This window comes from Pseudomonas fluorescens (genome assembly GCF_900215245.1).
Classification (GTDB): Bacteria; Pseudomonadota; Gammaproteobacteria; order Pseudomonadales; family Pseudomonadaceae; genus Aquipseudomonas; species Aquipseudomonas fluorescens.
Map to the genome: position 1 here is coordinate 4,325,247 of NZ_LT907842.1, position 25,614 is coordinate 4,350,860.

Below are 25,614 nucleotides of genomic sequence, written 5' to 3' on the forward strand. Positions count from 1 at the left end.
GCCCATAAAAAAGCCCCGAACCAGTCGGGGCTTTTTTACATGATCAACCTGCGGGGCTTACTTACCCTGCCAGCGTTTCAGTACCAGGGTGGCGTTGGTGCCACCGAAGCCGAAGCTGTTGCTCATCACGGTGTCGATTTTGACGTTTTCAACGGTCTTGGTCAGGATCGGCATATCGGCAACGACCGGGTCGATCTCTTCAATGTTGGCCGAACCGGCCATGAAGTTGCCTTCCATCATCAGCAGGCAGTAGATCGCTTCGTGAACGCCGGCGGCGCCCAGGGAGTGACCGGACAGGCTCTTGGTAGAGCTGATGGCCGGAGCCTTGTCGCCGAACACCGCACGCACACCTTCCATTTCCTTGGCGTCGCCGACCGGAGTCGACGTGCCGTGGGTGTTCAGGTAGTCGATTGGGGTGTCAACGGTGGACATGGCCATCTGCATGCAGCGGATGGCGCCTTCACCGCTTGGCGCAACCATGTCGTAGCCGTCGGAAGTGGCGCCGTAGCCGACGATTTCCGCGTAGATCTTTGCACCACGGGCCAGAGCGTGTTCCAGCTCCTCGACCACTACCATGCCGCCACCGCCGGCGATGACGAAACCGTCACGCTTGGCGTCGTAGGCGCGGGAGGCCTTTTCCGGGGTTTCGTTGTACTGGGTGGACAGGGCGCCCATGGCGTCGAACAGGAACGACTGGCTCCAATGCTCTTCTTCACCACCACCGGCGAACACGATGTCTTGTTTGCCCAGTTGGATCTGCTCAACCGCAGTACCGATGCAGTGAGCACTGGTGGCGCAGGCGGAGGAGATCGAGTAGTTCACACCCTTGATCTGGAACGGGGTGGCCAGGCAGGCCGAAACGGTGCTGCCCATGGTCCGCGTTACACGGTACGGGCCAACGCGCTTCACGCCTTTTTCGCGCAGGATGTCCAGCGCTTCCATCTGGTTCAGGGTGGATGCGCCGCCGGAGCCGGCGATCAGGCCGGTGCGTACGTTCGATACCTGGTCTTCGCTCAGGCCGGAATCGGCAATGGCGTCTTTCATGGCCAGGTAAGCGTAAGCGGCAGCGTGGCCGACGAAGCGATAGATCTTGCGATCGATCAGTTCTTCGAGGGGCAGGTCGATGGAGCCGGAAACCTGGCTACGCAGACCCATTTCGGCATATTCCGGGTTGAAACGGATGCCAGGGCGACTTGCACGCAGGTTAGCGGTGACGGTCTCTTTGTCATTGCCCAGGCAAGAAACGATGCCCAGACCAGTGATAACGACGCGGCGCATGCGGATAACCCTTAAAAGTTGTCAGTGGAAGTGAATACGCCGACCCGAAGGCCTTCGGCAGTATAGATCTCGCGACCGTCGACAGTCACCGAACCGTCGGCGATGGCCAGGTTCAGCTTGCCCTTGAGGACGCGCTTGATTTGAATGTTATAGGTGACTTTCTTGGCGGTCGGCAGGACTTGGCCAAAGAACTTCACTTCGCCCGAACCCAGGGCACGACCGCGGCCCGGCAGGCCTTGCCAGCCCAGGTAGAAGCCAACCAGTTGCCACATGGCGTCAAGGCCCAGGCAGCCCGGCATGACAGGGTCGCCTTCGAAATGGCAAGCGAAGAACCACAGGTCAGGGGTGATATCCAGCTCGGCGACCAATTCACCTTTGCCGTACTTGCCACCCTCTTCGCTGATATGGGTGATGCGATCCACCATCAGCATGTTCGGGGCGGGCAATTGCGCGTTACCTGGGCCGAACAGCTCACCGCGACTGCAGCGCAGCAGGTCTTCCCGAGTAAAGGCGTTTTGTTTGGTCATGCGAGCTCCTCAATAATCCCATGCGGCAGGGTTGGGCAAATCTTCCCGAACCGAATGAAGCGTTCATGCCTCATATCGGCAGCCTACACATAGACTATTGCGTTGTAGTGAAAGTCACAGCGTCAAGGCACTCAATGTACACTTGTTCACTGAAATTTTAAATCGAGCCTGTTTATCAGCCCGTTTGGGTGCCTAAGACTGCCGCACTTTCGTCTTTCACGCCAGTCGCAGTTGGTTGATGGCGCAGCGCTATTGCACCCAGCGCTGCAGGATTTGCTGCAAATCCGTGCGTTTGAACGGCTTAGCCAGGTAATCGTTCATTCCGGCTGCCAGGCAGGCTTCGCGATCACCCTGCAACGCGTTGGCCGTCAGGGCAATAATCGGCACGTCGGCGCAGCCCGGCAGTTGGCGAATCTGCCTTGTGGCTTCGTAGCCGTCGATCAATGGCAGGCGGCAGTCCATCAGGATGGCCGTAAATATCAGGCTCTCGGCATTACGGATTGCCTCGACGCCATCGATGGCCAGGCTCACTTCAAACCCCAGGCTGCGCAGCATGGCTTCGACCACGGTGCGATTGACCGGGTTGTCTTCCACCAGCAACACACGGCGACCATCGCCTGCGCCGGTTTTGCCTTCGCGGTCCTGAGCGATCGCAGGCAGGCTGTGCTGATCGATGGCCAGCGGAATTTCCAGGGTAAACACCGAGCCACGGCCTTCTTCGCTTTGGGCGCGCAGTGTGCCGCCCATGCGTTCGGCCAGCGTACGGGCAATCGGCAGGCCCAGGCCGGTGCCGCCGTAACGTCTTGAAATGGAGCTGTCGGCCTGTTGGAAGGCATCGAACATCAACTCCAGGCGCTCGGCGGAAATCCCGATGCCGCTGTCGCGCACGGTGCAGGTGAACCACACCAGTTCATGGTCGAGGGTTTGCCAATGGGGTTCGACGGTCACGGTGCCGTGCTCAGTGAACTTGAGCGCGTTGCCGATCAGGTTCACCAGGATCTGGCGGATACGCGTCGGGTCGCCCTGCACCCGCAGTGAGTCCATGCCCAGCGGAATTGGCAGTTCCAGTCTCAACCCACGCTGCTGGGCGCTGTGCTGGAAGGCTTGCGCGCAACTGCTGATCAAGTCCGCGAGGTTGAACGGAATATGTTCCAGCTCAAGCGCGGCGCGCTCAATGCGCGAGAAGTCGAGGATGTCATTAATCACCTTGAGCAAATGCTCCGTGGACTCAGACGCCAGTGCGGCGTATTCGGTCTGCTCATCGGTCATCTCGGTGGTTTCCAGCAGCTGCAACATACCCAGCACGCCGTTCATGGGCGTGCGCAGCTCGTGGCTCATCATTGCCAGGAAGTCGGACTTGGCATTGTTCGCCCGCTCGGCCTCTTCGCGGGTCTGGATCAGTTGGGCCATGGCCTGATGCTGTTCGCGGCTGGCCTGGTTGAGGCCTTCGGCAAGGTTGTTGATATGACGCGACAAGTCGCCCAACTCCGAGTCATCGACGATCGGCAGCGGCGTCTTGTAGTCGCCTTGCTGGATGGCCTTCACCGCATGGCCCATGGCGCTGATCGGCTGCGACAGGCTGGCGGCGAGGCGCCGTGCCAACAAGAAGGTGAAGAGCAGGGCGAACAGGGCAAGGATGCCGGCCTTGAACAGAATTTCCTGTTGGCGCTGGCTGAACGCGTCATTGGACATGCCGACGATCACCCGGCCCAGGTAATCCGGGCGCCGCGTCTTGGGCTCATTAAGGTTGTCCTGGAAAAAATCATTGCCCAGTTGGATATGTTGCAGGCGGATGGGCGCCTGGAACACTTTCACCGACAGCGAACGGTCGTGCTTTTCCGACGGCTGTTCGACATACACCAGAATGTTCTCGCTGCTGTCCTGAATCTCGAGGAAGCGCACATGGGGTGTGGCCAGGGTGGCGCGCAGCAGGCTTTCGAGCACGTCGTTGTTGCCGGAAATAACCCCGTACTCGGTGGCTGGGGCCAACTGGTTGGCGATCAATTGGCCGGTATGGTCGAGTTCCTGGCGCAGGTCCTGGATACGTACGAACGTAAAGAAGCTGATCAACAGCAAGGTCAGCAACAGTGCCGGGCCCAGCGTGATGAGCTGGGTGCGGGTGTTGATGTCCCAACGACGGCGCAAGGTCATGGACGTTTTTCTCCTTCGGCCAATCGGGCGGCGACGGCGGCTTCGTCCACCTGTTCGATCCCCAGTGAGCGTGCGACTTGCGGGTTGCCCACGACTTTGAAGTGTTCCGGGTACAAGGTGCGCGGCCAACTGGCCGGCGAGTGGTCCAACAGTCGGTCGAGCACATCGAGCCAGTCGGCCTGGTCGCTGTAGGTGCTGGCCAGGCTGCCCGCCTTGACGAACCCGGCGTTGGGGCCCACCAGGGGCAACTGCTGGGAGTAGCTGCTGAGCAACAGGTTCTTCACTGTTTTTGGGTTGTACAGCTGTGGGTCGTCGAGGCCGAGCAGCACATCACTGTTCTTCAGCAGGTTTTGCAGCGGGCGGCTGTCACTGACGTTGTCCCAGAGCTGCGGCACGATCTCCAGCCCCATGGGCGCGGCGTACTGAGCCAATTCGCGCAGCAGGAATTCACTGTCGGCGCCGTAAAGCACACCGATGCGTCGGGCCTGGGGCAGGATGTTGGCAATCAGGTTCAGTTGGCGCGCCAGTGGCGGGTCGCTCCACAGCAGGCTGATTTTGGCCGGGTGAGTGTTGCCCAGGCGTTGGCGAGCCTGTATCCGGCTGATCCGTAATACCAGGGTCGGCGGCCCCTGAGCATCCTGCAGACGCCAGTCGAGACCGGGCAGGTCCAGCAGGATCAGGCGGGTGCTGGCAGGCAATTGGCTCGGCGCGGGCAGGTCTTTAAGCGGGGTGAAGGTTACGTGGTCTTCGGGGCGCTGCTGGGCCAGCGCCTGGGTGAAGACTTGTACGCCGGCCCCGTCTTCGGCGGCGGTGAGCAGGATGTCCGCGCTCCACGCCGGCGCGCTCAGCAGCAGGCACACCAGCAGCACACCACGCCGCCAAAGCCTTGAGGCAAAAGAGAGGGTCATCCGTGACTGATCGCCCATGTCAGAACTCTAACTCCGCACTGAAGTAGAGGACGTGGCGACTGTCATAATTGTTGTCGGCCCAGGTGGTGGGCTGGTTATCGAGGCGTTGTTGCAACATGCCGGCCAGCTCCACATTGGCTTTGCCCAGGGCAATGCGCTTGGCCACCCGCAGGTCGACCCGTTCGAAGCGATATTGGTTGAGCGCATCGTCGCCATAGTAGAACAAGGCACTGGACCAGCCGTGGCCCCATTCCCGCAACCAACCGGCCGAGCCGCTGTTGCGGGCAGTTTGTGCCTTGTCCAGCGGGTTGCTGGAGGTGGCGTCGACGTAAGCATAGGTCAGCCGCAGGCGGTCGGCGCTGCTCATGCGCCAGTCAAATTGCGACTCGGCGCCGGTAAACCGCGCGCTGTTGGCGTTGCTGGCAATGTACTGATTATTGCGCAGCGGCGAACTGATCATGGCGGTGATTTCGTCATAGAACAGTTTCACGTCGACATTGAGCCCGAGGTCGGCAAAGAAACCGTTGTAGCCCAGCTCTCGCGAGCGCATCAACTCTTTATCGAGGTTGCCCGGGCCTCGCGTTACCACAAAATATTGCCCTGAATTCTGCCCGTAGGCCGGAGAGCTCAGATTGGTGACGCGATAGCTCCAGTTGACGTTGTTCTCGAACATGTCCGGCGAGCGGATCGCCTCGGAGTACACCGCCCGCAGGCCGTGGCGCGGGTTGATCAGATAATTGACCGCCACCCGTGGCGTCAGCGAGTTGCCACTTAGGTAGGTGTCTTCGTACATGGCACCGCCTTGCAGCAGCCAGTGTTCGCTGGCGCGCCATTCCAGGTGGCCGAACAAGCGCCAGGTGGTGTCGTCGAGGGTGCCGTTGAAGTACGTGTCGGAATCGGCGCGGTCGTAGCGGTAATTCATACCGCTGACCAGGCGCAGGCTGTCGGACAGGCTCAGGGTGTCCTGAATCTCCAGGTCGTAGCGACTTTCACGGGTGCTTTGGTCGATGTCGCCGCATACGCTCTGGTTGGCACCATCGCGCCACTGCTCCAGCACTTGTTTGGCCAGCGCCTGTTCAGCGCTGTTGCCGTTGGGCAGATTGTCGGGGCTATAAGCGCCCATGTGTCGGGCCAGTCGTTCGGCATAGTTGGGGTTCAACTGCCACAGCCGGGTCAATTCCGGGCTGAACGAAACCTTGGCGTCACAGGCTTTCCAGACCTGCTGCCGGTCCCATTGCTGGGCCGAGCCCTGGATATACAGACTGTGCTCGGGGTTGAACTCAATGTTCCAGCGCATGGACCCGGAATAGTCTTTGGCGACGACATCGGAATTAGTACCGCCTTCGGTAATCCCGGCGAATACCGGGGCGTAGGTATAAGGGCGCTGATTGGTCCCTTCCTTGGCGTTAAATTGCCAGTCGATGCTCTGCTGCGCGTTCAGGGTCTGGCTGACGGCGAGGCTGAAACGGTTGAGACGGCGACCGTCACGGCGGTCGGCACCGACCGCGTCACTGTCAAAACCATCGTCCTGTTGCCCCGACATCGAAAGGCGCAAGTCGCCGGTCTCCCAACCCACGCCCTGGCTGGCGTAGAAGTCGTTGATCCCGCGTTCGCCACGGATGACTTTGACCCGCGAGCCGTGGCTGTTGGCCGGTGAGCGCGTGAGAATGTTGACCACCGCCATCAGCGCATTGGCGCCGTAACTGACGGTGTTGGGGCCACGGAACACTTCGATACGCTCGATATCTTCCATGGCGACCGGAATATCGCTCCAGTCCACCGTCGCCAGGCCTGCGCGGTACACCGAACGCCCGTCGATCAACACCTGCATGCGCCGTGCATCGCTGGCGCTGGTGCCGTGGTAGTTCACCGCCGCCTGATTGCCGGTGGTGTAACCGACCATCATCCCCGGCACCAGCCGCAGCAGCTCGGCGATGTCCCGTGCGCCGCTGGCCTTGATCAGCTCGCTGTCGATCACTGTCATGCTGCCGGGCACGGCCGCCGCCGATTGCTTCAGGCGTGTGGCCGTCAGCACCTGCGGCAGCGGCTGGCTGTCCAGGAACAGATCATCAGCCAGCGCCGTTGCACTGCATGACAGTGTCAATGGCAGCAACCAGAACAGAGATGAGCGAGGAGGAGGGCCCAGATACACGGCACGGCCTTGATAATTACGAATAGCCGCCCATGTTAACTGAGGTGGGGCCATTTGCCAGTCGTGGGACTTGCAATTACTTCACACAAGTGTGGCATTTTCCGACAAGCGCTTGAATTGACGCGGGGGCTGGCCGCAAGCAAGTCGCCCCGTATAATGCCGCCATCGCCACTGGTATGGATTAACGGATTGCATATGACTGAACAGCGCCCAATTGCGGTCCTGGGAGGCGGAAGTTTTGGTACCGCCGTGGCTAATCTGCTGGCCGAAAACGGCCATGCGGTGCGCCAGTGGATGCGTGATCCCGAGCAGGCCGAGGCCATCCGCGTTCATCGGGAAAACCCCCGTTACCTTAAAGGCATCAAGATTCATCCGGCGGTCGAGCCGGTCACGGACCTGTTGGCAACGCTCACTGACTGCGACCTGTGCTTCGTCGCGCTGCCGTCCAGCGCGTTGCGCTCGGTGCTGGCGCCCCATGCCGAGCGCCTGGCGGGCAAGCTGCTGGTCAGCCTGACCAAGGGCATCGAGGCGCACACCTTCAAGCTGATGAGCGAAATCCTTGCAGAGATCGCGCCCCAGGCGCGTATTGGTGTGCTGTCCGGGCCGAACCTGGCGCGCGAAGTCGCGGAGCACGCACTGACGGCCACCGTGGTCGCCAGTGAAGACGAAGCGCTGTGCGAGCGCGTCCAGGCAGTGCTGCATGGCCGCACGTTCCGGGTGTATGCCAGCAGCGATCGGTTCGGCGTGGAGTTGGGCGGCGCACTGAAAAACGTCTACGCGATCATTGCCGGCATGGCGGTGGCCTTGGGCATGGGTGAAAACACCAAGAGCATGCTGATCACCCGCGCCTTGGCCGAGATGACCCGCTTTGCGGTCAATCAGGGCGCCAACCCGATGACCTTCCTGGGGCTGGCGGGCGTGGGTGACTTGATCGTCACCTGCTCGTCGCCGAAAAGCCGCAACTACCAGGTCGGTTTCGCGCTGGGCCAGGGCCTGAGCCTGGACGACGCGGTGACCCGCCTGGGTGAAGTAGCCGAAGGCGTCAACACGCTCAAAGTGTTGAAGGCCAAGGCCCAGGAAGTCGGCGTGTACATGCCGCTGGTCGCCGGGCTGCACGCGATCCTGTTTGAAGGGCGCACCTTGAATCAAGTCATCGAGTTGCTGATGCGCGCTGAACCGAAAACCGATGTCGATTTCATTTCCACCAGTGGTTTCAACTGAGGAACGCGCCATGAACGATCCGAAAGCAGCCCCCCAATACGAGTCCATCCTCCTGCGTATCCTGTGGATGCTGGTCTTTGCGCTGGTGTGGCAAGTGGCGCAGTTCCTGCTCGGTGCGCTGGTGGTGGTGCAGTTGGTGTATCGCCTGATCTACGGCGCGCCGAACCTGGGCCTGATGAACTTTGGTGACAGCCTCAGCCAATTCCTGGCGCAGATCGGCCGTTTCGGCAGTTTCCATACCGAGCAAAAACCCTGGCCGTTCGCCGACTGGCCGACCCCGCGGGCACCGGATGGCGAGGCCGCCCACAGCGTACCGCCGGCGCCGCACCCGGTACGTGATGAGGAGCCCAAGCTGTGAAGCTGTGGATTTTGCGACACGGTGAAGCCGAAGGGCACGCGCGCACCGACGCCGAGCGCAACCTCACCGAGCATGGCCGTGGCGAAGTGTTGCGCAGTGCCGCGCACCTGATCGGCCAGCCGATCACTGCCATCGTCGCCAGCCCGTATGTACGCGCCCAGCAGACCGCCCATCTGGTGCGTGAGGCATTGGGCTTCGAGCCGCCAATCCGCACGGTGCCGTGGCTGACGCCAGAGAGTAACCCGCTGCAGGTGCTGGACAAACTCGATACCGATGACAACGTGCTGCTGGTCAGTCACCAGCCGTTGGTCGGCAGCCTGATCAGCTTTTTGCAGCATGGCCATCTGCGTCAGCCGCAACCGATGCACACCGCCAGCCTGGCGGAGCTGGAGGGGGATTTTCCGCTGGCGGGGCTGATGAGCCTGGTTGATGTGAAGAACCCGTAGGAAAAGTCATCGCTGTTTTGTGTGCTATATAGTCAACCAAGCAAGTGCTTGGTTGGCTATCATCGGATCACAAAGGAGCGCGTCCCATGCCTGTCGCTTTTCGTTTGCCGTTGCAGGTCTTCTACGAACGTGAAGCGCGGCACCCGCGCAAGCCCTTTCTCGTGCAGCCCATCGGCGGCGGGACGGTGCAGACTCTCACCTGGGGCGAGGTCGGTGACCAGGCCCGTTGCGCTGCACAGTGGTTGCGCGCCAGGGCGTTGCCCCAGGGCTCGCACATTGCCCTGATCTCGAAAAACTGCGCGCACTGGATCATCGCCGACCTGGCCATCTGGATGGCCGGGCATGTCTCCGTGCCGTTGTACCCCAACCTGACTGCCGACTCGGTCGCCCACGTGTTGACGCATTCGGAGGCGGCGTTGGTGTTGATCGGCAAGCTGGACGACTGGCCGGCGATGGTCGCCGGTATCCCGGCCGGTCTGCCGACCATCAGCCTGCCACTGTGCCCGGCCGGCGACTTTGATTTCAGCTGGTCAGACCTGCAAGCCTGTTCTCCGATCCAGGATAACCCCACGCCCGCTGCCGCGAGCCTGGCGACCATCGTCTACACCTCCGGCACCACCGGTTTGCCCAAAGGCGTGATGCAGACCTTTGGCGCCTTGGGTTTTGCCGCCACGCAAGGCACCCAGTTATTCGGTTTGGGGGAGGGTGATCGGCTGCTGTCCTACCTGCCGTTGTGCCATGTGGCGGAGCGGATGTTTGTCGAACTGGCCTCGATCTACACCGGGCAAACGGTGTTTTTCGCCGAGAGCCTGGATACGTTTCTTACAGACTTGCGTCGGGCACGGCCGACGGCGCTGTTTGGTGTGCCGCGCATCTGGACCAAATTTCAGCTGGGCGTCTACAGCAAGATCCCGCAACAGCGCCTCGACACGCTGCTGCGCCTGCCATTTATCGGCAAACGCGTCGGCCATAAAGTCCTCGCGGGCTTGGGCCTGGATGCGCTACGCATTGCGTTGTCCGGTGCGGCGCCAGTTCCCGAGGGCTTGCTGCGTTGGTATCAGCGCCTGGGGCTGGATGTGCTTGAGGTGTATGGCATGACCGAAAGTTGCGGCTATTCGCACGTGTGCCGCCCAGGCCAGCAGACACTCGGCTGGATCGGCCGGCCGTGCCCCGGTGTTGAAGTGCGCATCGACGCGTCAGGAGAGGTGCAAGTGCGCAGCGGCGCGACCATGCTCGGCTACTTCAAGGACCCGCAGAAAACCGCTGAGACCTTGACCGAAGATGGCTTCCTGCGCACCGGCGACAAGGGCGAGCAGGACACCGATGGCCGCTTGCGCCTGACCGGCCGCCTCAAGGAGATCTTCAAGACCAGCAAGGGCAAATACGTCGCCCCTGCGCCGATCGAAAACCGCCTGGCCGAGCACGCGCGGATCGAACAGGTGTGCGTGGTCGGGGATGGCCTCACTGCGCCGATGGGCTTGTGTGTGCTATCGGCAGGCGACCAGGATCGACAAGCGCTGCACAGTAGCCTTGAGCGCTGGCTGGAACACGTCAACCTGAGCCTGGACAAACACGAACGTCTGCGCCAATTGGTGGTGGTGAATGACAGTTGGGCGGTGGAAAACGGCTTTCTGACGCCAACCCTGAAGATCAAGCGCACGGTGATCGAGTCGACCTACGGCGCACAGTTCCAGGCGTGGAGCGAGCGCACCGAATCCATTCTGTGGCAGGATTAGGCACGTAATAAAACCAATAAGGACAACCCCATGAGCTTGTGGCGCACCCAACCCAATATCGAGCAACTGAACGCTATCCAGAAAAACACCATCGGCGAGTTGCTGGATATTCGTTTCGAATCTTTCGACGACGAGTCACTGACCGCCAGCATGGTTGTCGACCAGCGTACGCATCAACCGTATGGCCTGTTGCACGGCGGTGCGTCGGTGGTGTTGGCGGAAAGCGTCGGCTCCATGGCGGCTTATTTGTGTATTGATGCCAGCAAGTTCTATTGCGTGGGCCTTGAAGTGAATGCCAACCACCTGCGGGGTGTGCGCAGCGGGCGGGTGACGGCAGTGGCGCGGGCGATCCATATCGGTCGTACCACCCAGGTCTGGGATATTCGCTTGAGCAACGACGATGGCAAGGCCAGCTGTGTCTCGCGCCTGACCATGGCCGTGGTGCCGTTGGGCGAAAACCCGCCGGCGCGATAGGCGTGGCGTGAGTGTCATCATTCCTGGCGGTTACAGTCATTGCTGTAGCGGCCAGGCATGGTGACAATCAACTTCTGTTTTTGTCGATGGATTCTGTATGTCGCAGCACGTGTTTTTTGCCCACGCCAATGGCTTCCCTTCGGCCACTTACGGCAAGTTGTTTGCCGCCCTGGCCCCGGAATATGCAGTGGCTCACCTGCCGCAGCACGGCCACGACCCCAGGTTTCCGGTGGATGACAACTGGCAGAACCTGGTGGACGAGTTGATCCACCACTTGGAGCAGCAGCCGGAACCGGTGTGGGGCGTGGGCCACTCCCTGGGCGGCGTGTTGCATTTGCACGCGGCCATGCGCTGCCCACAGCTGTATCGCGGTGTGGTGATGCTGGATTCGCCGGTGCTGACCCGCGCCGATCGCTGGGTCATCCGCGCCGCCAAGCGCTTTGGTTTTATCGACCGCCTGACTCCTGCCGGGCGCACCTTGGGCCGACGTGAAGAGTTCACCGATCTGGACGCCGCGCGCAGTTACTTCGCCGGTAAGACCCTGTTTCGCGGCTTCGACCCGGAATGCTTTGACGCTTACCTGCAACATGGCCTGCAACAAGTGGGCGATCGCCTGCGTCTGCGCTTCGACCCCGCCACCGAAATCAGCATCTACCGTGGCGTGCCCCATACCAGCCCAGGCCAGGTTCGCCAGTTGAAGGTGCCGCTGGCGGTGGTGCGCGGCCGCCAGAGCCGGGTGGTCATGCGGCACCATGCCAATGGTGTAGACCGCCTGCCGATGGGCGAAATGCTGACGATGCCCGGTGGCCATATGTTCCCCCTGGAACGCCCTCAGGACACGGCGACCTTGATCAAAAACCTGTTCGCCCGGTGGCAAGCCCGCGAGCGCAGTTGCGCATGAGTGCGCCGGTCGAGGAAGTGCGCCTGAGCCTGCCGCATATCGAGTTGGCAGCGCACCTGTTTGGTCCCGAAGACGGCTTGCCGGTAATCGCCCTGCATGGCTGGCTGGATAACGCCAACAGCTTTGCGCGATTGGCGCCGAAGCTGCAGGGGTTGCGCATCGTCGCGTTGGACATGGCCGGCCACGGGCACTCGGCGCACCGGCCTGCCGGGGCGGGTTATGCCTTGTGGGACTATGTGTTTGACGTGCTGCAAGTCGCCGAACAACTGGGCTGGAAACGTTTTGCATTACTTGGCCACTCCCTTGGCGCTATCGTTTCGTTGGTGTTGGCGGGCGCTTTGCCGGAGCGTGTGACGCACCTGGGTTTGATCGACGGTGTCGTCCCGCCGACCGCCGCTGGTGAGAACGCGGCGGAGCGGCTGGGCATGGCGCTGCAGGCGCAATTGAGCCTGCAGAACAAACGCAAGCCGGTTTACAGCAGCCTTGATCGGGCGGTTGAAGCGCGGATGAAAGGCGTGGTGGCGGTCAGCCGTGAAGCCGCCGAACTGCTGGCCCAGCGCGGTTTGATGCCAGTGCCGGGTGGTTATACCTGGCGTACGGACAGCCGTCTGACCCTGGCCTCGCCGATGCGCCTGACTGATGAGCAGGCAATGGCTTTCGTGCGGCGTGTGGCGTGCCCTACGCAGTTGGTGGTCGCCGCTGATGGCATGCTGGCGAAACATTCCGAATTGCTTTCTCAGCTACCCTTTACGGTGAGCACGCTGCCGGGAGGCCATCATTTACACCTTAATGATGAGCCCGGCGCGATCCTTGTTGCAGACTGTTTCAATCGGTTCTTCTCCACGCCTTGACTTGGCGGGGTCAACTGCCGAGGCTGGGCGGATTGAAAGGGAGTCAACCATGAACGATGTGAACACCGCTCTTAAAACAGCAGCAACCTCCGATGGCCAGGGCTTATTGGTCCGATGAGCCTGCGTAAAGGATGTATCCGCGCCCTCGGGCTGTGCTGTTTCAGCCCCTTGGTGTTCGCCGCCGACGTGCCGGGTAGCCAGGATTTACCGGCCGTGTCCCGCCAGGTCGATGCACAAATCGTCGATTATCGCCCCGCAGAAGAAAAGGAACGCATCTACCCCATGGGGGCGATCCGCAAGATCAGCGGCCAACTGCGCTACGAAGGCCAGGCCACGGCGCGCGGTCAAACCACTGCCATCACCTATGAGCTGCCCGCCGAGCACACTTCCAGCGCCGCGTTTACCGCAACGCGCGAAGCGTTACAGGCCAAGGGCGCGCAGCTGTTGTTCTGGTGCCAGGCCCGCGATTGCGGCGAAAGCAGCCTGTGGGCCAATGAAGTCTTCGGCAACGCCAAGCTGGTCGGCGCCGATGGTCAGCAGGAATACCTGCTGTTGCGCCTCGCTGCGCCGCAGGGCAACTCCCTGGTGGCGTTGTACGGCATCACCCGCGGCAACCGTCGCGCTTACCTGCACGTGGAGCAACTCGATGCCAGCGCGCCGCTGGGAGACTTGCTGCCCACCTCTGCGACCTTGTTGCGTGAGTTGAAAAGCACGGGCGAGCTGGATTTCCCGGCGCTGGGATCTGAGCCTGATGCCACCTGGTTGACCCTGATTTCCCGCGGCTTGAACCTCGACGCCACCTTGCGCGTCAGTTTGACCGGGCCGACGGCCGAAGCCTGGCGCCAAGGCCTGATCGACAGCGGTGTACGCGCCGCCCGCATGGAAACCGGCACCGGTGACGCTAAGGGTTTGCACCTGCATCTGATACGCTGACCGTTATCAGGCGAGCGGACCCGCGCCGCTCGCCTAAGCTCTCTTCCTACAGCCTTCTTCTCGAGATACCCGATGCTCAATAACGATCGCCTACTGGTGCAAATCCTGCTGCTGGTGTTGTTTGGTGCCAGCTTCTGGGTGATGGCGCCGTTCTGGTCGGCGCTGTTCTGGGGCGCGGTGCTGGCATTTGCCAGCTGGCCGCTGATGCGTTTGCTGACTCGCTGGTTGGGCGGCCGGGAGTCTCTGGCGGCCGGCATCCTGACCTTATGCTGGATGCTGCTGGTGGCGGTGCCGCTGGTGTGGCTGGGGTTTAACCTGGCAGACCATGTGCGTGACGCCGTGAGCCTGATCAAGGATATCCAGGTCGACGGCTTGCCTGCCGCGCCGACCTGGCTGGGCTCGATTCCCTTTGTCGGCGAGCGTTTGGTGGCGACGTGGGACAGCATCGACCAGCAAGGCGCGGCGCTGATGGTCAGCATCAAGCCGTACCTAGGGCAGGTCGGCAACTGGTTGCTGGCGCGCAGTGCGCAGATTGGTGGCGGCATCCTCGAGCTGACCCTGAGCCTGGTGTTCGTGTTCTTTTTCTACCGCGACGGGCCACGGCTGGCGGTGTTCGTGCATCGCTTGCTGGAGCGTTTGATCGGCGAGCGCGCCGGTTACTACATCGAACTGGTGGCCGGCACCGTGCAGCGCGTGGTCAACGGTGTAATCGGTACGGCCGCCGCCCAGGCCCTGCTGGCGCTGATCGGTTTCCTGATCGCCGGCGTGCCGGGCGCGCTGGTGCTGGGCATCGTCACCTTCCTGCTCAGCCTGATCCCCATGGGCCCCCCGCTGGTGTGGATACCGGCCACGGCCTGGCTGGCCTGGAAGGGCGATTACACTTACGCGGTGTTCCTCGGTGTATGGGGCACGTTCATCATCAGCGGCGTGGACAACGTGCTCAAGCCGTACCTGATCAGCCGAGGCGGCAACTTGCCGCTGGTGATCGTGCTGTTGGGCGTGTTCGGCGGGCTGATTGCCTTTGGCTTTATTGGCCTGTTTATCGGCCCGACGTTGCTGGCGGTGGCCTACAGCCTGTTGACCGATTGGAGTGCAACCCAGGCCCAAGTTCGCCGCGAAGACAAATCGCTGTAGAGGACGGGAGGGCTGCCGTGCCGCTCTTAAGCGCGGGGCAGCCACATCACGGCGGTCAAGCCGCCGCCGGGGGTTTCCTCCAGGTTCAGGCGGCCGCCCAGGCGCTCGACTGCGTCCTTGGCAATCGTCATGCCGAGGCCGACGCCGCCGGAGTTGCGGTTGCGTGAGCCTTCCAGGCGAAAGAACGGCTCGAACACGGCCTCACGTTTATCCGCTGCAATCCCGGGCCCGTGGTCAATGACACGAATGACCAGAGCTTCGCGGCTGTCGCTCAGTTCTATGCGCGCCGTACCGGCATAGCGCAATGCGTTGTCGATCAGGTTGTTAAGGCAGGAACGCAGGGCCATCGGCTGCACCTGCAAGGGCACGCAGGTGCCGGAAAATTGCACGTCGGAACCCTGGTCCTGGGCGTTTTCACTCAGAGATTCCACCAACGCCTGTACGTCGAGCCAATGCCGGGTTTCGCTGGTGCGTTGTTCATGCAGGTAGCTCAGGGTGGCGTCGAGCATGCCGATCATGTCGTCCAGGTCCTGGCGCATCTGGCCTTGCAGCTTGGTGTCTTCGATCTGTTCCAGGCGCAGTTTGAGGCGTGACAGCGGGGTGCGCAGGTCATGGGAGACGGCGCCAAGCATGCGTGCGCGCTGGCTGACCTGTTCGCGGATGCGTTTTTGCATCAGGTTGAAGGTCGAGGCGGCCTGGCGCGCCTCACGGGGCCCGGACTCGTCCAGGGGTGGGCTGTCGAGGTCGAGGCTCAAGCGCTCGGCGGCGGCGCTCAGGCGCTGGATCGGCCGGCTCAACAGTTTGGCACCGTACCAGGCGGCGATGATCAGCGAGATAAACTGGAACGTCAGCGGCACCACCGGGCCACCAAACCAGGGGCGACGATGCCGGTGCAGGGGTTTCATCGTGCCGTCCGGCTGTTCGACGAAGGTTTCCTGAGGCGGTGGCGGTGGCGGGCCGTAGTGGTGAAACCAAAAGAATGCCAGCACATGGGCCAGCACAATGGCCACCAGCAATACACCGAACAGCCTTCCGAACAGCGTATTGAAGGTGGCGCGCATTAGCCGATGTCTCGGGCGTCGAACAGGTAGCCTTCGCCACGCACGGTCTTGATCAATTGCGGAGCTTTGGGGTCATCCCCCAGCTTTTGGCGCAGGCGCGAGACCAGCAAGTCGATGCTGCGGTCAAACGCTTCAATGGAGCGCCCCCGGGCAGCGTCCAGCAATTGTTCGCGGCTCAGCACGCGACGTGGGCGCTCGATAAACACCCACAACAGACGAAACTCGGCGTTGGACAGTGGCACGACCAACCCGTCGTCGGCCACCAGTTGGCGCAATACGCTATTCAGGCGCCAGTTGTCGAAGCGGATGTTGGCGCGCTGCTCGGTGCGGTCATCGCGTACTCGGCGCAGGATGGTCTGGATGCGTGCTACCAGTTCACGGGGTTCGAACGGTTTGGACATGTAGTCATCGGCGCCCAGTTCCAGGCCGATAATGCGGTCGGTGGGCTCACAACGGGCGGTGAGCATCAGGATCGGGATGTCCGATTCAGTGCGCAACCAGCGGCACAGCGACAGGCCGTCTTCACCCGGCAGCATCAGGTCGAGCACCACCACATCAAAGGTTTCGGCTTGCAGGGCCAGGCGCATGGCGGCACCGTCGGTCACGCCGACGGCGAAAATATTGAAGCGCGCCAGGTAATCGATCAGCAGCTCACGAATCGGAACATCGTCGTCGACGATCAGCGCGCGGGTATTCCAGCGCTTGTCTTCGGCGATCACCGCGCCTTTTTGCTCTTCATTTACAGAGACGGTAGGGGTATGCATAGTGCGATTATCTGCCTGGGTTGTTGCTGTCAGCATAGGCGCCCAGCTCCTGGGCTGTAAGTGCTGGACGGGCGGTCATGTGCGCGAGGCTAGAGGCGGCGCGTGTTGGGGGCATGTCGTGAATGTATCAGCTCTGACACAATTCGCCTGAATGGCGGCTGTAGCGTGGTTGAACAGTATTTACCGATCATCGGATCCCGCAACGGCGCTGCTTGCGCTACAATCCGCGCCGATTTCGACTTGCCTGAGAGCCCATTCCAATGTCCGTCTGCCAGACTCCTATCATCGTCGCCCTGGATTACCCCACTCGTGACGCCGCACTGAAGCTGGCTGACCAGTTGGACCCGAAGCTTTGCCGGGTCAAGGTCGGCAAGGAACTGTTCACCAGTTGCGCCGCGGAAATCGTCGGCACATTGCGTGACAAAGGCTTCGAAGTATTCCTCGATCTGAAATTCCATGACATCCCCAATACCACGGCCATGGCGGTCAAGGCCGCTGCCGAAATGGGCGTGTGGATGGTCAATGTGCACTGCTCCGGCGGCCTGCGCATGATGACCGCCTGCCGCGAAGTGCTGGAGCAGCGCAGCGGCCCTAAACCGCTGTTGATTGGTGTCACCGTGCTGACCAGCATGGAGCGCGAAGACCTGGCCGGTATCGGCCTGGATATCGAGCCTCAGGAGCAAGTATTGCGCTTGGCGGCCCTGGCGCAGAAAGCCGGCCTTGATGGTCTGGTGTGCTCGGCGCTGGAAGCCGAGGCATTGAAGACGGCTCACCCGTCGCTGCAACTGGTAACCCCGGGGATTCGTCCGGCGGGCAGTGCGCAGGATGACCAGCGTCGTATTCTGACGCCACGCCAGGCACTGGATGCAGGTTCTGACTACCTGGTGATCGGTCGCCCGATCAGCCAGGCTGCGGACCCGGCGAAGGCGCTGGCGGCAGTGGTTGCCGAAATCGCCTGACCGGTTTGCGGTCAACTGTGGGCGCCGGGCTTGCCTGCGATGCAGGCAGCTCGGTCCTACAGTGCTATTGAGTTGATGCTATTGCTGGCAAGCCAGCGTGCGCATCGACCTTGCCCAGACCCGGTTCCGGGGTCTGTCAGCTGACCTTCAACACCAGCTTCCCAAAGTTCTCGCCGTTGAACAGCTTCATCAACGTCTCCGGGAACGTTTCCAGCCCCTCGACAATATCTTCCTTGCTCTTGAGCTTGCCCTGCGCCATCCAGCCGGCCATTTCCTGGCCGGCCGCAGCAAAGTTCGCCGCATTGTCCATCACCACAAAGCCTTCCATGCGCGCGCGATTAACCAGCAACGACAAATAGTTGGCCGGGCCTTTCACGGCTTCTTTATTGTTGTACTGGCTGATCGCACCGCAGATCACCACCCGCGCCTTCAATGCCAGGCGGCTGAGCACGGCGTCGAGAATGTCGCCGCCGACGTTATCGAAATACACGTCCACGCCTTTGGGGCATTCGCGCTTGAGGGCGGCAGGCACATCTTCGTTTTTGTAGTCGATGGCGGCGTCGAAGCCCAGTTCATCCACCAGGAACTTGCACTTGTCGGCGCCACCGGCGATGCCCACCACGCGGCAGCCTTTGATCTTGGCAATTTGCCCGGCAATGCTGCCGACCGCACCGGCGGCGCCGGAAATCACCACCGTTTCGCCGGCCTTGGGGGCACCGGTATCGAGCAGGGCGAAGTAGGCGGTCATGCCGGTCATGCCGAGGGCTGACAGGTAGCGGGGCAGAGGGGCGAGTGTCGGGTCGACCTTATAGAAACCCCGTGGCTCGCCCAGGAAATAATCCTGTACGCCCAGCGCGCCATTCACATAGTCGCCGACTGAAAAGTTCGGATGGTTTGAAGCAATCACCTTGCCTACGCCCAGCGCCCGCATCACTTCACCAATGCCTACCGGCGGAATGTAGGATTTGCCCTCATTCATCCAGCCACGCATGGCCGGGTCCAGGGACAGGTATTCGTTGTGCACCAGCACTTGCCCGTCTCCCGGCGTGCCGACGGGCACTTGCTGGTAGGTGAAGGTTTCCCGCGTGGCCGCGCCGACCGGGCGTTTGGCGAGCAGGAACTGGCGGTTGGTCTGGGCAGTCATGGCAAGAACTCTTCAAGAAGTGGATCTTGATTGATAGACCTTGAACGGCCTGGGGGCAAGGTTGTTAGAGGCGGGCGAATGCCTGCCGATAGGCGTTGATGATAGTGGCGCCTGCGGTCTTATCACTGCGATTCATGCAGCCCCAACCGGCCTTCTGATAGTGCTGACGCGCCCGCCGCGCCGTTGGCTAGACTCGGCTGACGGCTATTTCTTGCATAGGACATCCCCCATGAGCATGACGTTTTCCGGCCAGGTCGCCCTGGTGACCGGCGCCGCCGCCGGTATTGGCCGCGCTACCGCGCTGGCGTTCGCCGCAGAAGGCTTGAAGGTAGTGGTCGCCGATCTGGACGTGGCGGGCGGTGAGGGCACGGTTGCGTTGATCCAACGGTCAGGGGGCGAGGCGCTGTTCGTGCGCTGCAACGTCACCCTTGATGCGGACGTGCAGCAATTGATGGCGCAGACCGTCGCCGCTTATGGGCGCCTTGACTATGCCTTCAACAACGCCGGGATCGAGATCGAGAAGGGCAAGTTGGCCGACGGCACACTGGACGAGTTCGATGCAATCATGGGCGTCAACGTCAAGGGCGTGTGGTTGTGCATGAAGTATCAGCTGCCGTTGTTGCTGGCGCAGGGCGGCGGGGCGATCGTCAACACCGCATCAGTGGCGGGGTTGGGGGCGGCACCGAAGATGAGCATCTATGCCGCGTCCAAGCATGCCGTGATCGGCCTGACCAAGTCGGCAGCCATTGAGTACGCGAAGAAGAAAATTCGCGTGAACGCGGTGTGCCCTGCGGTAATCGACACCGACATGTTCCGCCGTGCCTATGAAGCCGACCCGCGCAAGGCAGACTTTGCCGCCGCCATGCACCCGGTCGGGCGCATTGGCAAAGTCGAGGAAATCGCCAGCGCCGTGCTGTACCTGTGCAGCGATGGGGCCGCGTTTACCACTGGCCAAGCGTTGGCGGTGGATGGCGGCGCGACGGCTATCTAGGACTCAACGTCACGCACTCTTCGAAAAGGCCAGGGACGCTGTGGGGCGTTTCCATGGCTGGCACAAGGCCTCGTCAGAATGTGTATCAGTAGGTAAATAAGTCAATAAAATCAATACTTTAATAAATGTTTGCGACCGGTTTTACCGGGCTTCTGTGCTTAACTGTTTGGGGTAATAACAGACAGTTGAAGTGAGTGGCTCATGGATTTAGGGATCGATCGACAAGCCCTTGTACCGGTGGTGCAGCAAATCGTCAGCGCGGTGGCGCAATGGATACGCCAGAGCGGCGCGAGCCCCGGCACGCGCCTGCCATCCATCCGGCAAGTGGCCCTCGATAACCTGCTCAGCCAGTCCAGCGTGGTCGAGGCATTCGAGCGAATGGTGGCCCAGGGGTTATTGGCCTCAAGGCATGGCTCGGGATTTGTGGTGGCCCAGCCGCCTGTTTCCCTTGAACGCCAGTGGTACGAGGGCGCGGAGCTGACGTGGGGCGCCTTCGTCGAAGGCCCGTTGGGCGAGTTGAAGCTGGGATGCGGCTGGTTGCCGGACGCGTGGCGCGAAAGCGACGACCTCTGTTATGCGCTACGTGAAATCAGCCGTACCGACACCGCCGGCCTCTTCAACTACAGCACGCCACTGGGGCTGCCGGCGTTGCGTGAGCAACTGCTCAAGCGCCTGACGCAGATAAAAGTCGCCACTCACCTCGATTGCATCCTGACGACCCACGGCGCCGGCCACGCCCAGGACCTGTTGATACGCACACTGCTCAAGGCCGGCGACACCGTGGTGGTCGAGACGCCGGGCTATGCCAACCTCTATCGGCAGTTGGAGCGCCACGGCGTTACGTTGCTGGAAGTCCCGCGCACCGTGGGTGGCCCGGATATTCCGGTGCTCGAAACGCTGCTGCAACGCCATCGCCCGCGGTGTCTGTTCATCAATTGCCTGTACCACAACCCCACCGGTACCAGCCTGTGCCGTGCGATAGCCGAGCGGCTGCTGCAACTGGCGCGTAGCGAAGACTTCCTGATCATTGAAGAGGACGTCTACGGCGACTTGCAGCACGCCAGTTGCACGCGCCTGTCGGCGTTACCCCACGATGGCCGGGTGATCTATGTCTCGAGTTTTTCCAAGACCCTCAGCAGTGCGTTGCGCGTGGGTTACGTCAGTGCCGGCGCGGCGATCATTGCGCAAATGGCCAGCCTCAAGACGCTGACCGGCATCGGCACCTCGCGTTTTGCCGAAGCGGTGGTCGCCACGCTGCTGACCAATGGCACCTACCGCAAGTGGGTGCAGCGCCTGCGCAAGCGCTTGAACACGCAAATGGCCGCGACCCTGCAGGTGCTGGAGGATGAAGAGTGGGAAGTGTTTGCTGTGCCCGCCGGCGGTATGTTTGTGTGGGCGCGGCCTGGCATAGGCGATCGCTCACGGTTGCAGGCCTGTGCCCGGCGACTCGGCGTGTTGTTGTCGCCCGGCGCGCTATTTAACCCAAAAGGTGAAGCCAGTGACTGGCTGCGCATCAATGTGGCCTATGCTGATGATCAGCGCGCGCTGGCGTTGTTCCGCGCCATGGGGCCTGCAGGATCGACCTCGACCATTCTGAAAACGACGAGCATGTAGCTTTTTGCCATTATTGTGGCGCCAACGTCTTGTGCCGGTGGCTCGTCGTTGCGAATCTCCCAGCATGGAAACCAGGCTTGATGGCATTTGCCATTCCAAGAGGATTCAAGTGCAATGATTTCGGCCGTGCAACGACGTTTTGCCAACCTCGGTATGGCGAAAAAACTGGGCTTGGGCTTCGCTCTGGTGCTGCTGTTGACTGCACTGGTGGCGGCCATTGGCGTGTGGTCCCTGCAAACCGTGGGGCAACGTTTTGAAGGCCTCAAGGCGATGTCTTCGCTCAACAGTGGCTTGCTCAAGGTGCGCTTGATCGAGCAGGACTACGCGCTGCACGCTGACCCCAAGGCTGTCGATGCCCTGCATGAAAGCGTCGATGCCCTGGCGGCCATGGCGGCCACGCTAAAGGCGCAGTCCGCCGCCAACGTGCCGGCGATGAGCGATGTTGAGCAGGCATTGGCCGCTTATCGCAAGGCGTTCGACGAATTTGTCGAGTTGACCCAGACCAAGGACCTGGCCTTGGAGATGGCCAGTTGGTCGGTGTCCAGTGTGGCCAATAACCTTGACGTGCTGCAGGCCGGTTTGGCCGATGATGGGGCCTATGGCCTCAAGGAAAGCCAGGGTAAGGACGGCGCCGAGTTTATCGCACAGGCTGGGCAAGTCAGCCAGGTGTCGCGGTTGATGCTGCAAGCCATGAATGAAGCGCGGGTGCGCCTGGATCAGAGCCGCAAGGCGGATGCCGACAACGCCGAGCAAGGCAAGATCGAGCAGGCCGACGAGGCCCTGGCTCAGGTCGAACAGTTGAAAACGGCGGTCAAGGATCCGGGTTACCAGACCGTGCTCAACGAAGTGTCCGGGCATATTGCCGCGTTCAGCGAAAAACTCGGCGAGTACACCGGGCTGCTGGCCCAGGAAAAAGTCGTCTACAAGCAGTTGCATGACCGCGCCGATCAGGTGGTCAGCCGGGTCAACCAGGCCTACGATGCCGAAGACCAGTCGATGCAGGCACAGTTGAAAAAAAGCGCGGTGCTGATCATCGGTTCCTCGGCCTTGGCCTTGCTGGTGGGGTTGATTGCCGCATGGGTGATTACCCGGTTGATCGTCGCGCCCCTGCGCAGTGTGATCGCCGTGGCCCGGCAGATTGCCGCCGGGGACCTGAGTGGGCGCATGGAAGTCAGCCGTCGTGATGAGATCGGCCAGTTGATGCAGGCGATGCAGCAGATGGGTAACGGCCTGAGCCAAATGGTCAGCGGGTTGCAGGCGGGGATCGAGCAATTGGCCAGCTCGGCGCATTCACTCTCCAGCGTCACCGAACAAACCAATGTTGAAGTCAGCAGCCAGAAGGAAGAGACCGAACAGGTCGCCACGGCGATGAACCAGATGACAGCCACGGTGCATGACGTGGCGCGCAATGCCGAAGAGGCTGCGCAAGCCGCGCAGACTGCCGATGACAAGGTTGAAAGCGGTCAGCAGGTGGTGCGCCAGAGCCTGCAGCGCATTGAATTGCTGGCAACGTCGAGCACCAGTGCCAGCGCCAGTATCGAGAGCCTGAGTGCGGAAATCCACCACATCGGCACCGTCTTGGGCGTGATCAAAAGCGTGGCCGAGCAGACCAACCTGCTGGCGCTCAACGCCGCCATCGAGGCCGCCCGCGCAGGCGAGCAAGGCCGCGGCTTTGCGGTGGTGGCTGATGAGGTGAGGGCGCTGGCCAAGCGTACTCAGCAATCGACCGAGGAGATCGAGCGGCTGGTCAGCACCTTGCGCAGTGCGGCGCAGTCATCGGTGCAGCAGATCCAGCAGAGTGGCGAATTGGTCAAGTTGGCGGTCAGTGATGCCCTGGAAACCGAAAGTGCGTTGGGCAGCATCGCTGTGGCGGTGTCATTGATTCAGCAAATGAACCAGCAAATTGCAGCGGCGGCCGAAGAACAAAGCTCGGTGGCTGAGGAGATCAATCGCAGCGTCACCAGTATTCGCGCGAGCGCCGATCAATCGGCGCTGAGCATGCAAGGTAATGCCGCGTCGAGCATTCAGCTCGCGCAGTTGGGGGCTGAGCTCAAGGGCATGGTGGGGCACTTCCGCCTTTGATCGTGCCGTGTTGGCCGCGATCAAAGGGCGCAAGGGCGATCAGGCGTTGTTGGCGAGGAAGGTCAGCAGCGCTTCGTTGACGAAGTCCGGATTTTCCCGAGCGCAGATATGCCCGGCCTCTGGAATCAGGATCAGGCTGCAACCGATCAGCTCGGCCATCTCCTGGGATTCGGCGGGTGGCCGGGGCTTGTCCTGTTCGCCGCACATCACCAGGGTCGTCTCAGCGTTCAGGTGTGGCAGTTGACCCAGCACGTCGGCACGGCTGAAGATCAGGCGCCCCAGGGGCACGATGCTCTGCAGCAGGCGTTCTTTGGAAAACGCTTGCAGGGCCTTGCGGAAATCCTGATACAGCGCCGACTCACGATCGATACCCGGGCGGAAGAAGATCGGTGCGACCACATCCAGCAACGGTTCGGGGATGGCGCCAGCGTCTTCGATCATCTTGAACAGCGAGAAATAATACTGACGCGTGGTCTCGGGCTCGGCGCCCAGGTAGGTGTCCATCAGTATCAGGCTGTTGATGCGCTCAGGTGCCCGCAATGCCAGGCGTGCGCCCCACATGCCACCGACCGACAGGCCCACCAGGTTGACCTGAGCAATGTCCAGTTGGTCCAGCAGGGCCAGGGCCTGGCGCGCCAGGTCATCCAGAGAGTGGGTCTGGGCCGGTAGCGGGCCTGACTCACCGTGGCCCCACAACTCGGGGACGATGACGCGGTATTGTTGCGACAAGGCGTCAATCTGCGGTGCCCACATGTCGCGGTCCCACAGGTAGCTCGAACCAAGGAGGACGACGGGGCCGGTGCCCTGGTCGACATAGTGCAGCGGTTGTCCATCAATCACGGCAACAGGCATAGCAGGCCTCTAACTTCACGGAGTGAGGGGCACTTTTTTACGCTAGTCGGGGGCGGGGGGATAGGTGCAAAGTGATGGCATGTGCCGAGTAACTCGCCACATGCCAGGCAGGACGATCAATCGTAGATGGCTTTCTTTTTCCACTCCGCGTCGGCATCGACTACTTTCAGGCCTTCCGTCAACTCGTTGACTTCATCCTCGGCGGGCGCGCTGTTGGTCAGCACCGTAGAGTTGGCGCGGGCCAGTTGACTCTCGAGCAATTGCAACTGCGCGCTATAGAGCACCGGCTCCGGCTGTTTGCGCAAGTACTGTACGCCACGCTCGAACGCCAGGCGTGCCTGGCCGGGCTGGCCTTGTTGCAGGGCATGCTGGCCGAGGTTGTTGAAGAACTCGATGTGCAGCAGCACAAGAATATGGCGAATTTCCTTGATCCAGTACTTCGCCTCGTTGGTCGGCAGGAAACCGTCCTGGGCGGCGCGAGTGACTTGACCATGCAAGGCTTCCAACAGGAAACGCACGTCCTTGGCCTTGGCTTCGGTCTGGATCGGCGCCGGCGGGTTGGTCACCGGAATGGATTCGCCCTGGCCGATCAGCGCGTTCAACTCAGTGATACGCGCTTTAAGCGGCGCGCTGGACTTATTGAGGTTCAACAGACGCTGGTTGACGTTGAGCTCCAGGCGGGTCAGCAACAGCTTGAGCTTCGGGGTCATCAACTGGCCGGGGAAGGTCTCGGTGATTTCACCGCAACGACGCAGCCGGTCGTTGAGTTCGATCTCGGTGCGTTTCTTTTCCAGTTTGTTGTTTTCCACCACGTGGTTCATGTAGCCAATGGCGATCAGTATTGCGATCCCGGCTACTACCAGCAGGGTGATCATGAGTGGTGTCACCGGTGTGACCTCTTTATGGGGTTTACTGTGGAGTGTAGTGACTGGACCATCCGGCGGATAGGACTGTTCGACCAGTTGCCAGGTAGTTTCTTCTATATAGGCAAAGGCGCGCTGTATAGATGCACATTGCCATCATTTGCTGGGGCGAACTATAGCGCCTTGTCGGGCGCCAGAATATAGGCGTCAAAGC

The 25,614-nt window shown here is 61.5% G+C and carries 23 protein-coding genes and 1 pseudogene; 14 read left to right on the forward strand and 10 right to left on the reverse strand.

Annotation, left to right across the window (positions count from 1 at the left end; genetic code table 11):
• Positions 1-57: 57 nt before the first annotated feature.
• The 5 genes from fabB to CPH89_RS20340 all read right to left on the reverse strand — a co-directional run bounded on the left by fabB (position 58) and on the right by CPH89_RS20340 (position 7,016).
• Positions 58-1,278, reverse strand: a complete 1,221-nt coding sequence (gene fabB / locus CPH89_RS20320) for a beta-ketoacyl-ACP synthase I (RefSeq protein ID WP_053255243.1) — start codon at positions 1,276-1,278, stop codon at positions 58-60.
• Between the two features lie 11 nt (positions 1,279-1,289).
• A complete protein-coding gene (gene fabA / locus CPH89_RS20325; RefSeq protein ID WP_003210552.1) occupies positions 1,290-1,805 on the reverse strand; it encodes a 3-hydroxyacyl-[acyl-carrier-protein] dehydratase FabA in 516 nt (171 codons plus the stop codon).
• 249 nt (positions 1,806-2,054) lie between these two features.
• The gene (locus tag CPH89_RS20330; protein WP_053255244.1) at positions 2,055-3,956 is read right to left on the reverse strand and encodes an ATP-binding protein; all 1,902 of its coding nucleotides are present in this window, start codon (positions 3,954-3,956) and stop codon (positions 2,055-2,057) included.
• Positions 3,953-4,882 carry an ABC transporter substrate-binding protein gene (locus CPH89_RS20335; RefSeq protein WP_053255245.1) on the reverse strand — a complete coding sequence of 310 codons (930 nt, stop codon included), beginning with the start codon at positions 4,880-4,882 and terminating at the stop codon, positions 3,953-3,955. Before CPH89_RS20335 ends, CPH89_RS20330 begins: the two co-directional genes overlap by 4 nt.
• Before the next feature lies 1 nt (position 4,883).
• Positions 4,884-7,016 carry a TonB-dependent receptor plug domain-containing protein gene (locus CPH89_RS20340; protein WP_053255246.1) on the reverse strand — a complete coding sequence of 711 codons (2,133 nt, stop codon included), beginning with the start codon at positions 7,014-7,016 and terminating at the stop codon, positions 4,884-4,886.
• A 195-nt stretch (positions 7,017-7,211) separates the two neighbouring features.
• Here CPH89_RS20340 and CPH89_RS20345 point away from each other — a divergent pair, with 195 nt between their 5' ends.
• From CPH89_RS20345 to CPH89_RS20385, 9 genes are all read left to right on the forward strand, one after another.
• Complete coding sequence (locus CPH89_RS20345; protein ID WP_053255247.1) at positions 7,212-8,237, forward strand: NAD(P)H-dependent glycerol-3-phosphate dehydrogenase; 1,026 nt, start codon at positions 7,212-7,214, stop codon at positions 8,235-8,237.
• Between the two features lie 10 nt (positions 8,238-8,247).
• Positions 8,248-8,595: a DUF4389 domain-containing protein gene (locus tag CPH89_RS20350; protein ID WP_053255248.1), complete on the forward strand. Its 348-nt coding sequence runs from the start codon at positions 8,248-8,250 to the stop codon at positions 8,593-8,595.
• A complete protein-coding gene (sixA, locus tag CPH89_RS20355; RefSeq protein ID WP_053255249.1) occupies positions 8,592-9,041 on the forward strand; it encodes a phosphohistidine phosphatase SixA in 450 nt (149 codons plus the stop codon). Before CPH89_RS20350 ends, sixA begins: the two co-directional genes overlap by 4 nt.
• Before the next feature lie 86 nt (positions 9,042-9,127).
• The gene (locus CPH89_RS20360; protein WP_053255250.1) at positions 9,128-10,777 is read left to right on the forward strand and encodes an AMP-binding protein; all 1,650 of its coding nucleotides are present in this window, start codon (positions 9,128-9,130) and stop codon (positions 10,775-10,777) included.
• Positions 10,778-10,807: 30 nt separating this feature from the next.
• Positions 10,808-11,251, forward strand: a complete 444-nt coding sequence (locus tag CPH89_RS20365; RefSeq protein WP_053255251.1) for a hotdog fold thioesterase — start codon at positions 10,808-10,810, stop codon at positions 11,249-11,251.
• 97 nt (positions 11,252-11,348) lie between these two features.
• On the forward strand, positions 11,349-12,152 hold the full coding sequence (locus tag CPH89_RS20370) for an alpha/beta fold hydrolase (protein ID WP_053255252.1): 804 nt from the start codon (positions 11,349-11,351) through the stop codon (positions 12,150-12,152).
• Positions 12,149-13,003: an alpha/beta hydrolase gene (locus tag CPH89_RS20375; RefSeq protein ID WP_053255253.1), complete on the forward strand. Its 855-nt coding sequence runs from the start codon at positions 12,149-12,151 to the stop codon at positions 13,001-13,003. Before CPH89_RS20370 ends, CPH89_RS20375 begins: the two co-directional genes overlap by 4 nt.
• A 114-nt stretch (positions 13,004-13,117) precedes the next feature.
• Positions 13,118-13,936: a DUF4892 domain-containing protein gene (locus CPH89_RS20380; protein ID WP_053255254.1), complete on the forward strand. Its 819-nt coding sequence runs from the start codon at positions 13,118-13,120 to the stop codon at positions 13,934-13,936.
• 72 nt (positions 13,937-14,008) lie between these two features.
• Complete coding sequence (locus tag CPH89_RS20385) at positions 14,009-15,070, forward strand: AI-2E family transporter (protein WP_053255255.1); 1,062 nt, start codon at positions 14,009-14,011, stop codon at positions 15,068-15,070.
• 26 nt (positions 15,071-15,096) lie between these two features.
• Here CPH89_RS20385 and CPH89_RS20390 read toward each other — a convergent pair whose 3' ends face one another.
• Together CPH89_RS20390 and CPH89_RS20395 are read right to left on the reverse strand one after the other, a co-directional pair.
• Positions 15,097-16,131, reverse strand: coding sequence for a sensor histidine kinase (locus tag CPH89_RS20390; protein ID WP_053255256.1), 1,035 nt, complete (start codon positions 16,129-16,131; stop codon positions 15,097-15,099).
• Positions 16,131-16,895, reverse strand: coding sequence for a response regulator (locus tag CPH89_RS20395; RefSeq protein ID WP_053255257.1), 765 nt, complete (start codon positions 16,893-16,895; stop codon positions 16,131-16,133). Before CPH89_RS20395 ends, CPH89_RS20390 begins: the two co-directional genes overlap by 1 nt.
• 260 nt (positions 16,896-17,155) lie before the next feature.
• On the opposite strand from CPH89_RS20395, the gene pyrF reads away from it, so the two are divergent.
• Positions 17,156-17,854 (forward strand): orotidine-5'-phosphate decarboxylase, encoded by a 699-nt coding sequence (pyrF, locus tag CPH89_RS20400; RefSeq protein ID WP_053255258.1) that lies wholly within the window; start codon positions 17,156-17,158, stop codon positions 17,852-17,854.
• Positions 17,855-17,990: 136 nt separating this feature from the next.
• Here pyrF and CPH89_RS20405 read toward each other — a convergent pair whose 3' ends face one another.
• Positions 17,991-18,998, reverse strand: a complete 1,008-nt coding sequence (locus tag CPH89_RS20405) for an NADP-dependent oxidoreductase (RefSeq protein ID WP_053255259.1) — start codon at positions 18,996-18,998, stop codon at positions 17,991-17,993.
• 229 nt (positions 18,999-19,227) lie between these two features.
• On the opposite strand from CPH89_RS20405, the gene CPH89_RS20410 reads away from it, so the two are divergent.
• The 4 genes and pseudogenes from CPH89_RS20410 to CPH89_RS30950 all read left to right on the forward strand — a co-directional run bounded on the left by CPH89_RS20410 (position 19,228) and on the right by CPH89_RS30950 (position 23,685).
• Positions 19,228-19,989, forward strand: a complete 762-nt coding sequence (locus tag CPH89_RS20410; protein ID WP_053255260.1) for an SDR family oxidoreductase — start codon at positions 19,228-19,230, stop codon at positions 19,987-19,989.
• Between the two features lie 201 nt (positions 19,990-20,190).
• Positions 20,191-21,603, forward strand: coding sequence for an aminotransferase-like domain-containing protein (locus tag CPH89_RS20415; protein WP_053255261.1), 1,413 nt, complete (start codon positions 20,191-20,193; stop codon positions 21,601-21,603).
• A gap of 996 nt (positions 21,604-22,599) precedes the next feature.
• Positions 22,600-22,779 (forward strand): annotated as a pseudogene (locus CPH89_RS30945) (HAMP domain-containing protein); the annotation flags it as partial.
• Between the two features lie 201 nt (positions 22,780-22,980).
• The gene (locus tag CPH89_RS30950) at positions 22,981-23,685 is read left to right on the forward strand and encodes a methyl-accepting chemotaxis protein (protein WP_408634344.1); all 705 of its coding nucleotides are present in this window, start codon (positions 22,981-22,983) and stop codon (positions 23,683-23,685) included.
• Positions 23,686-23,724: 39 nt separating this feature from the next.
• On the opposite strand, the gene CPH89_RS20425 is transcribed toward CPH89_RS30950, so the two are convergent.
• Positions 23,725-24,537, reverse strand: a complete 813-nt coding sequence (locus CPH89_RS20425) for an alpha/beta fold hydrolase (RefSeq protein WP_053255263.1) — start codon at positions 24,535-24,537, stop codon at positions 23,725-23,727.
• A gap of 116 nt (positions 24,538-24,653) precedes the next feature.
• Complete coding sequence (locus CPH89_RS20430) at positions 24,654-25,424, reverse strand: hypothetical protein (RefSeq protein ID WP_053255264.1); 771 nt, start codon at positions 25,422-25,424, stop codon at positions 24,654-24,656.
• Positions 25,425-25,614 lie beyond the last annotated feature (190 nt).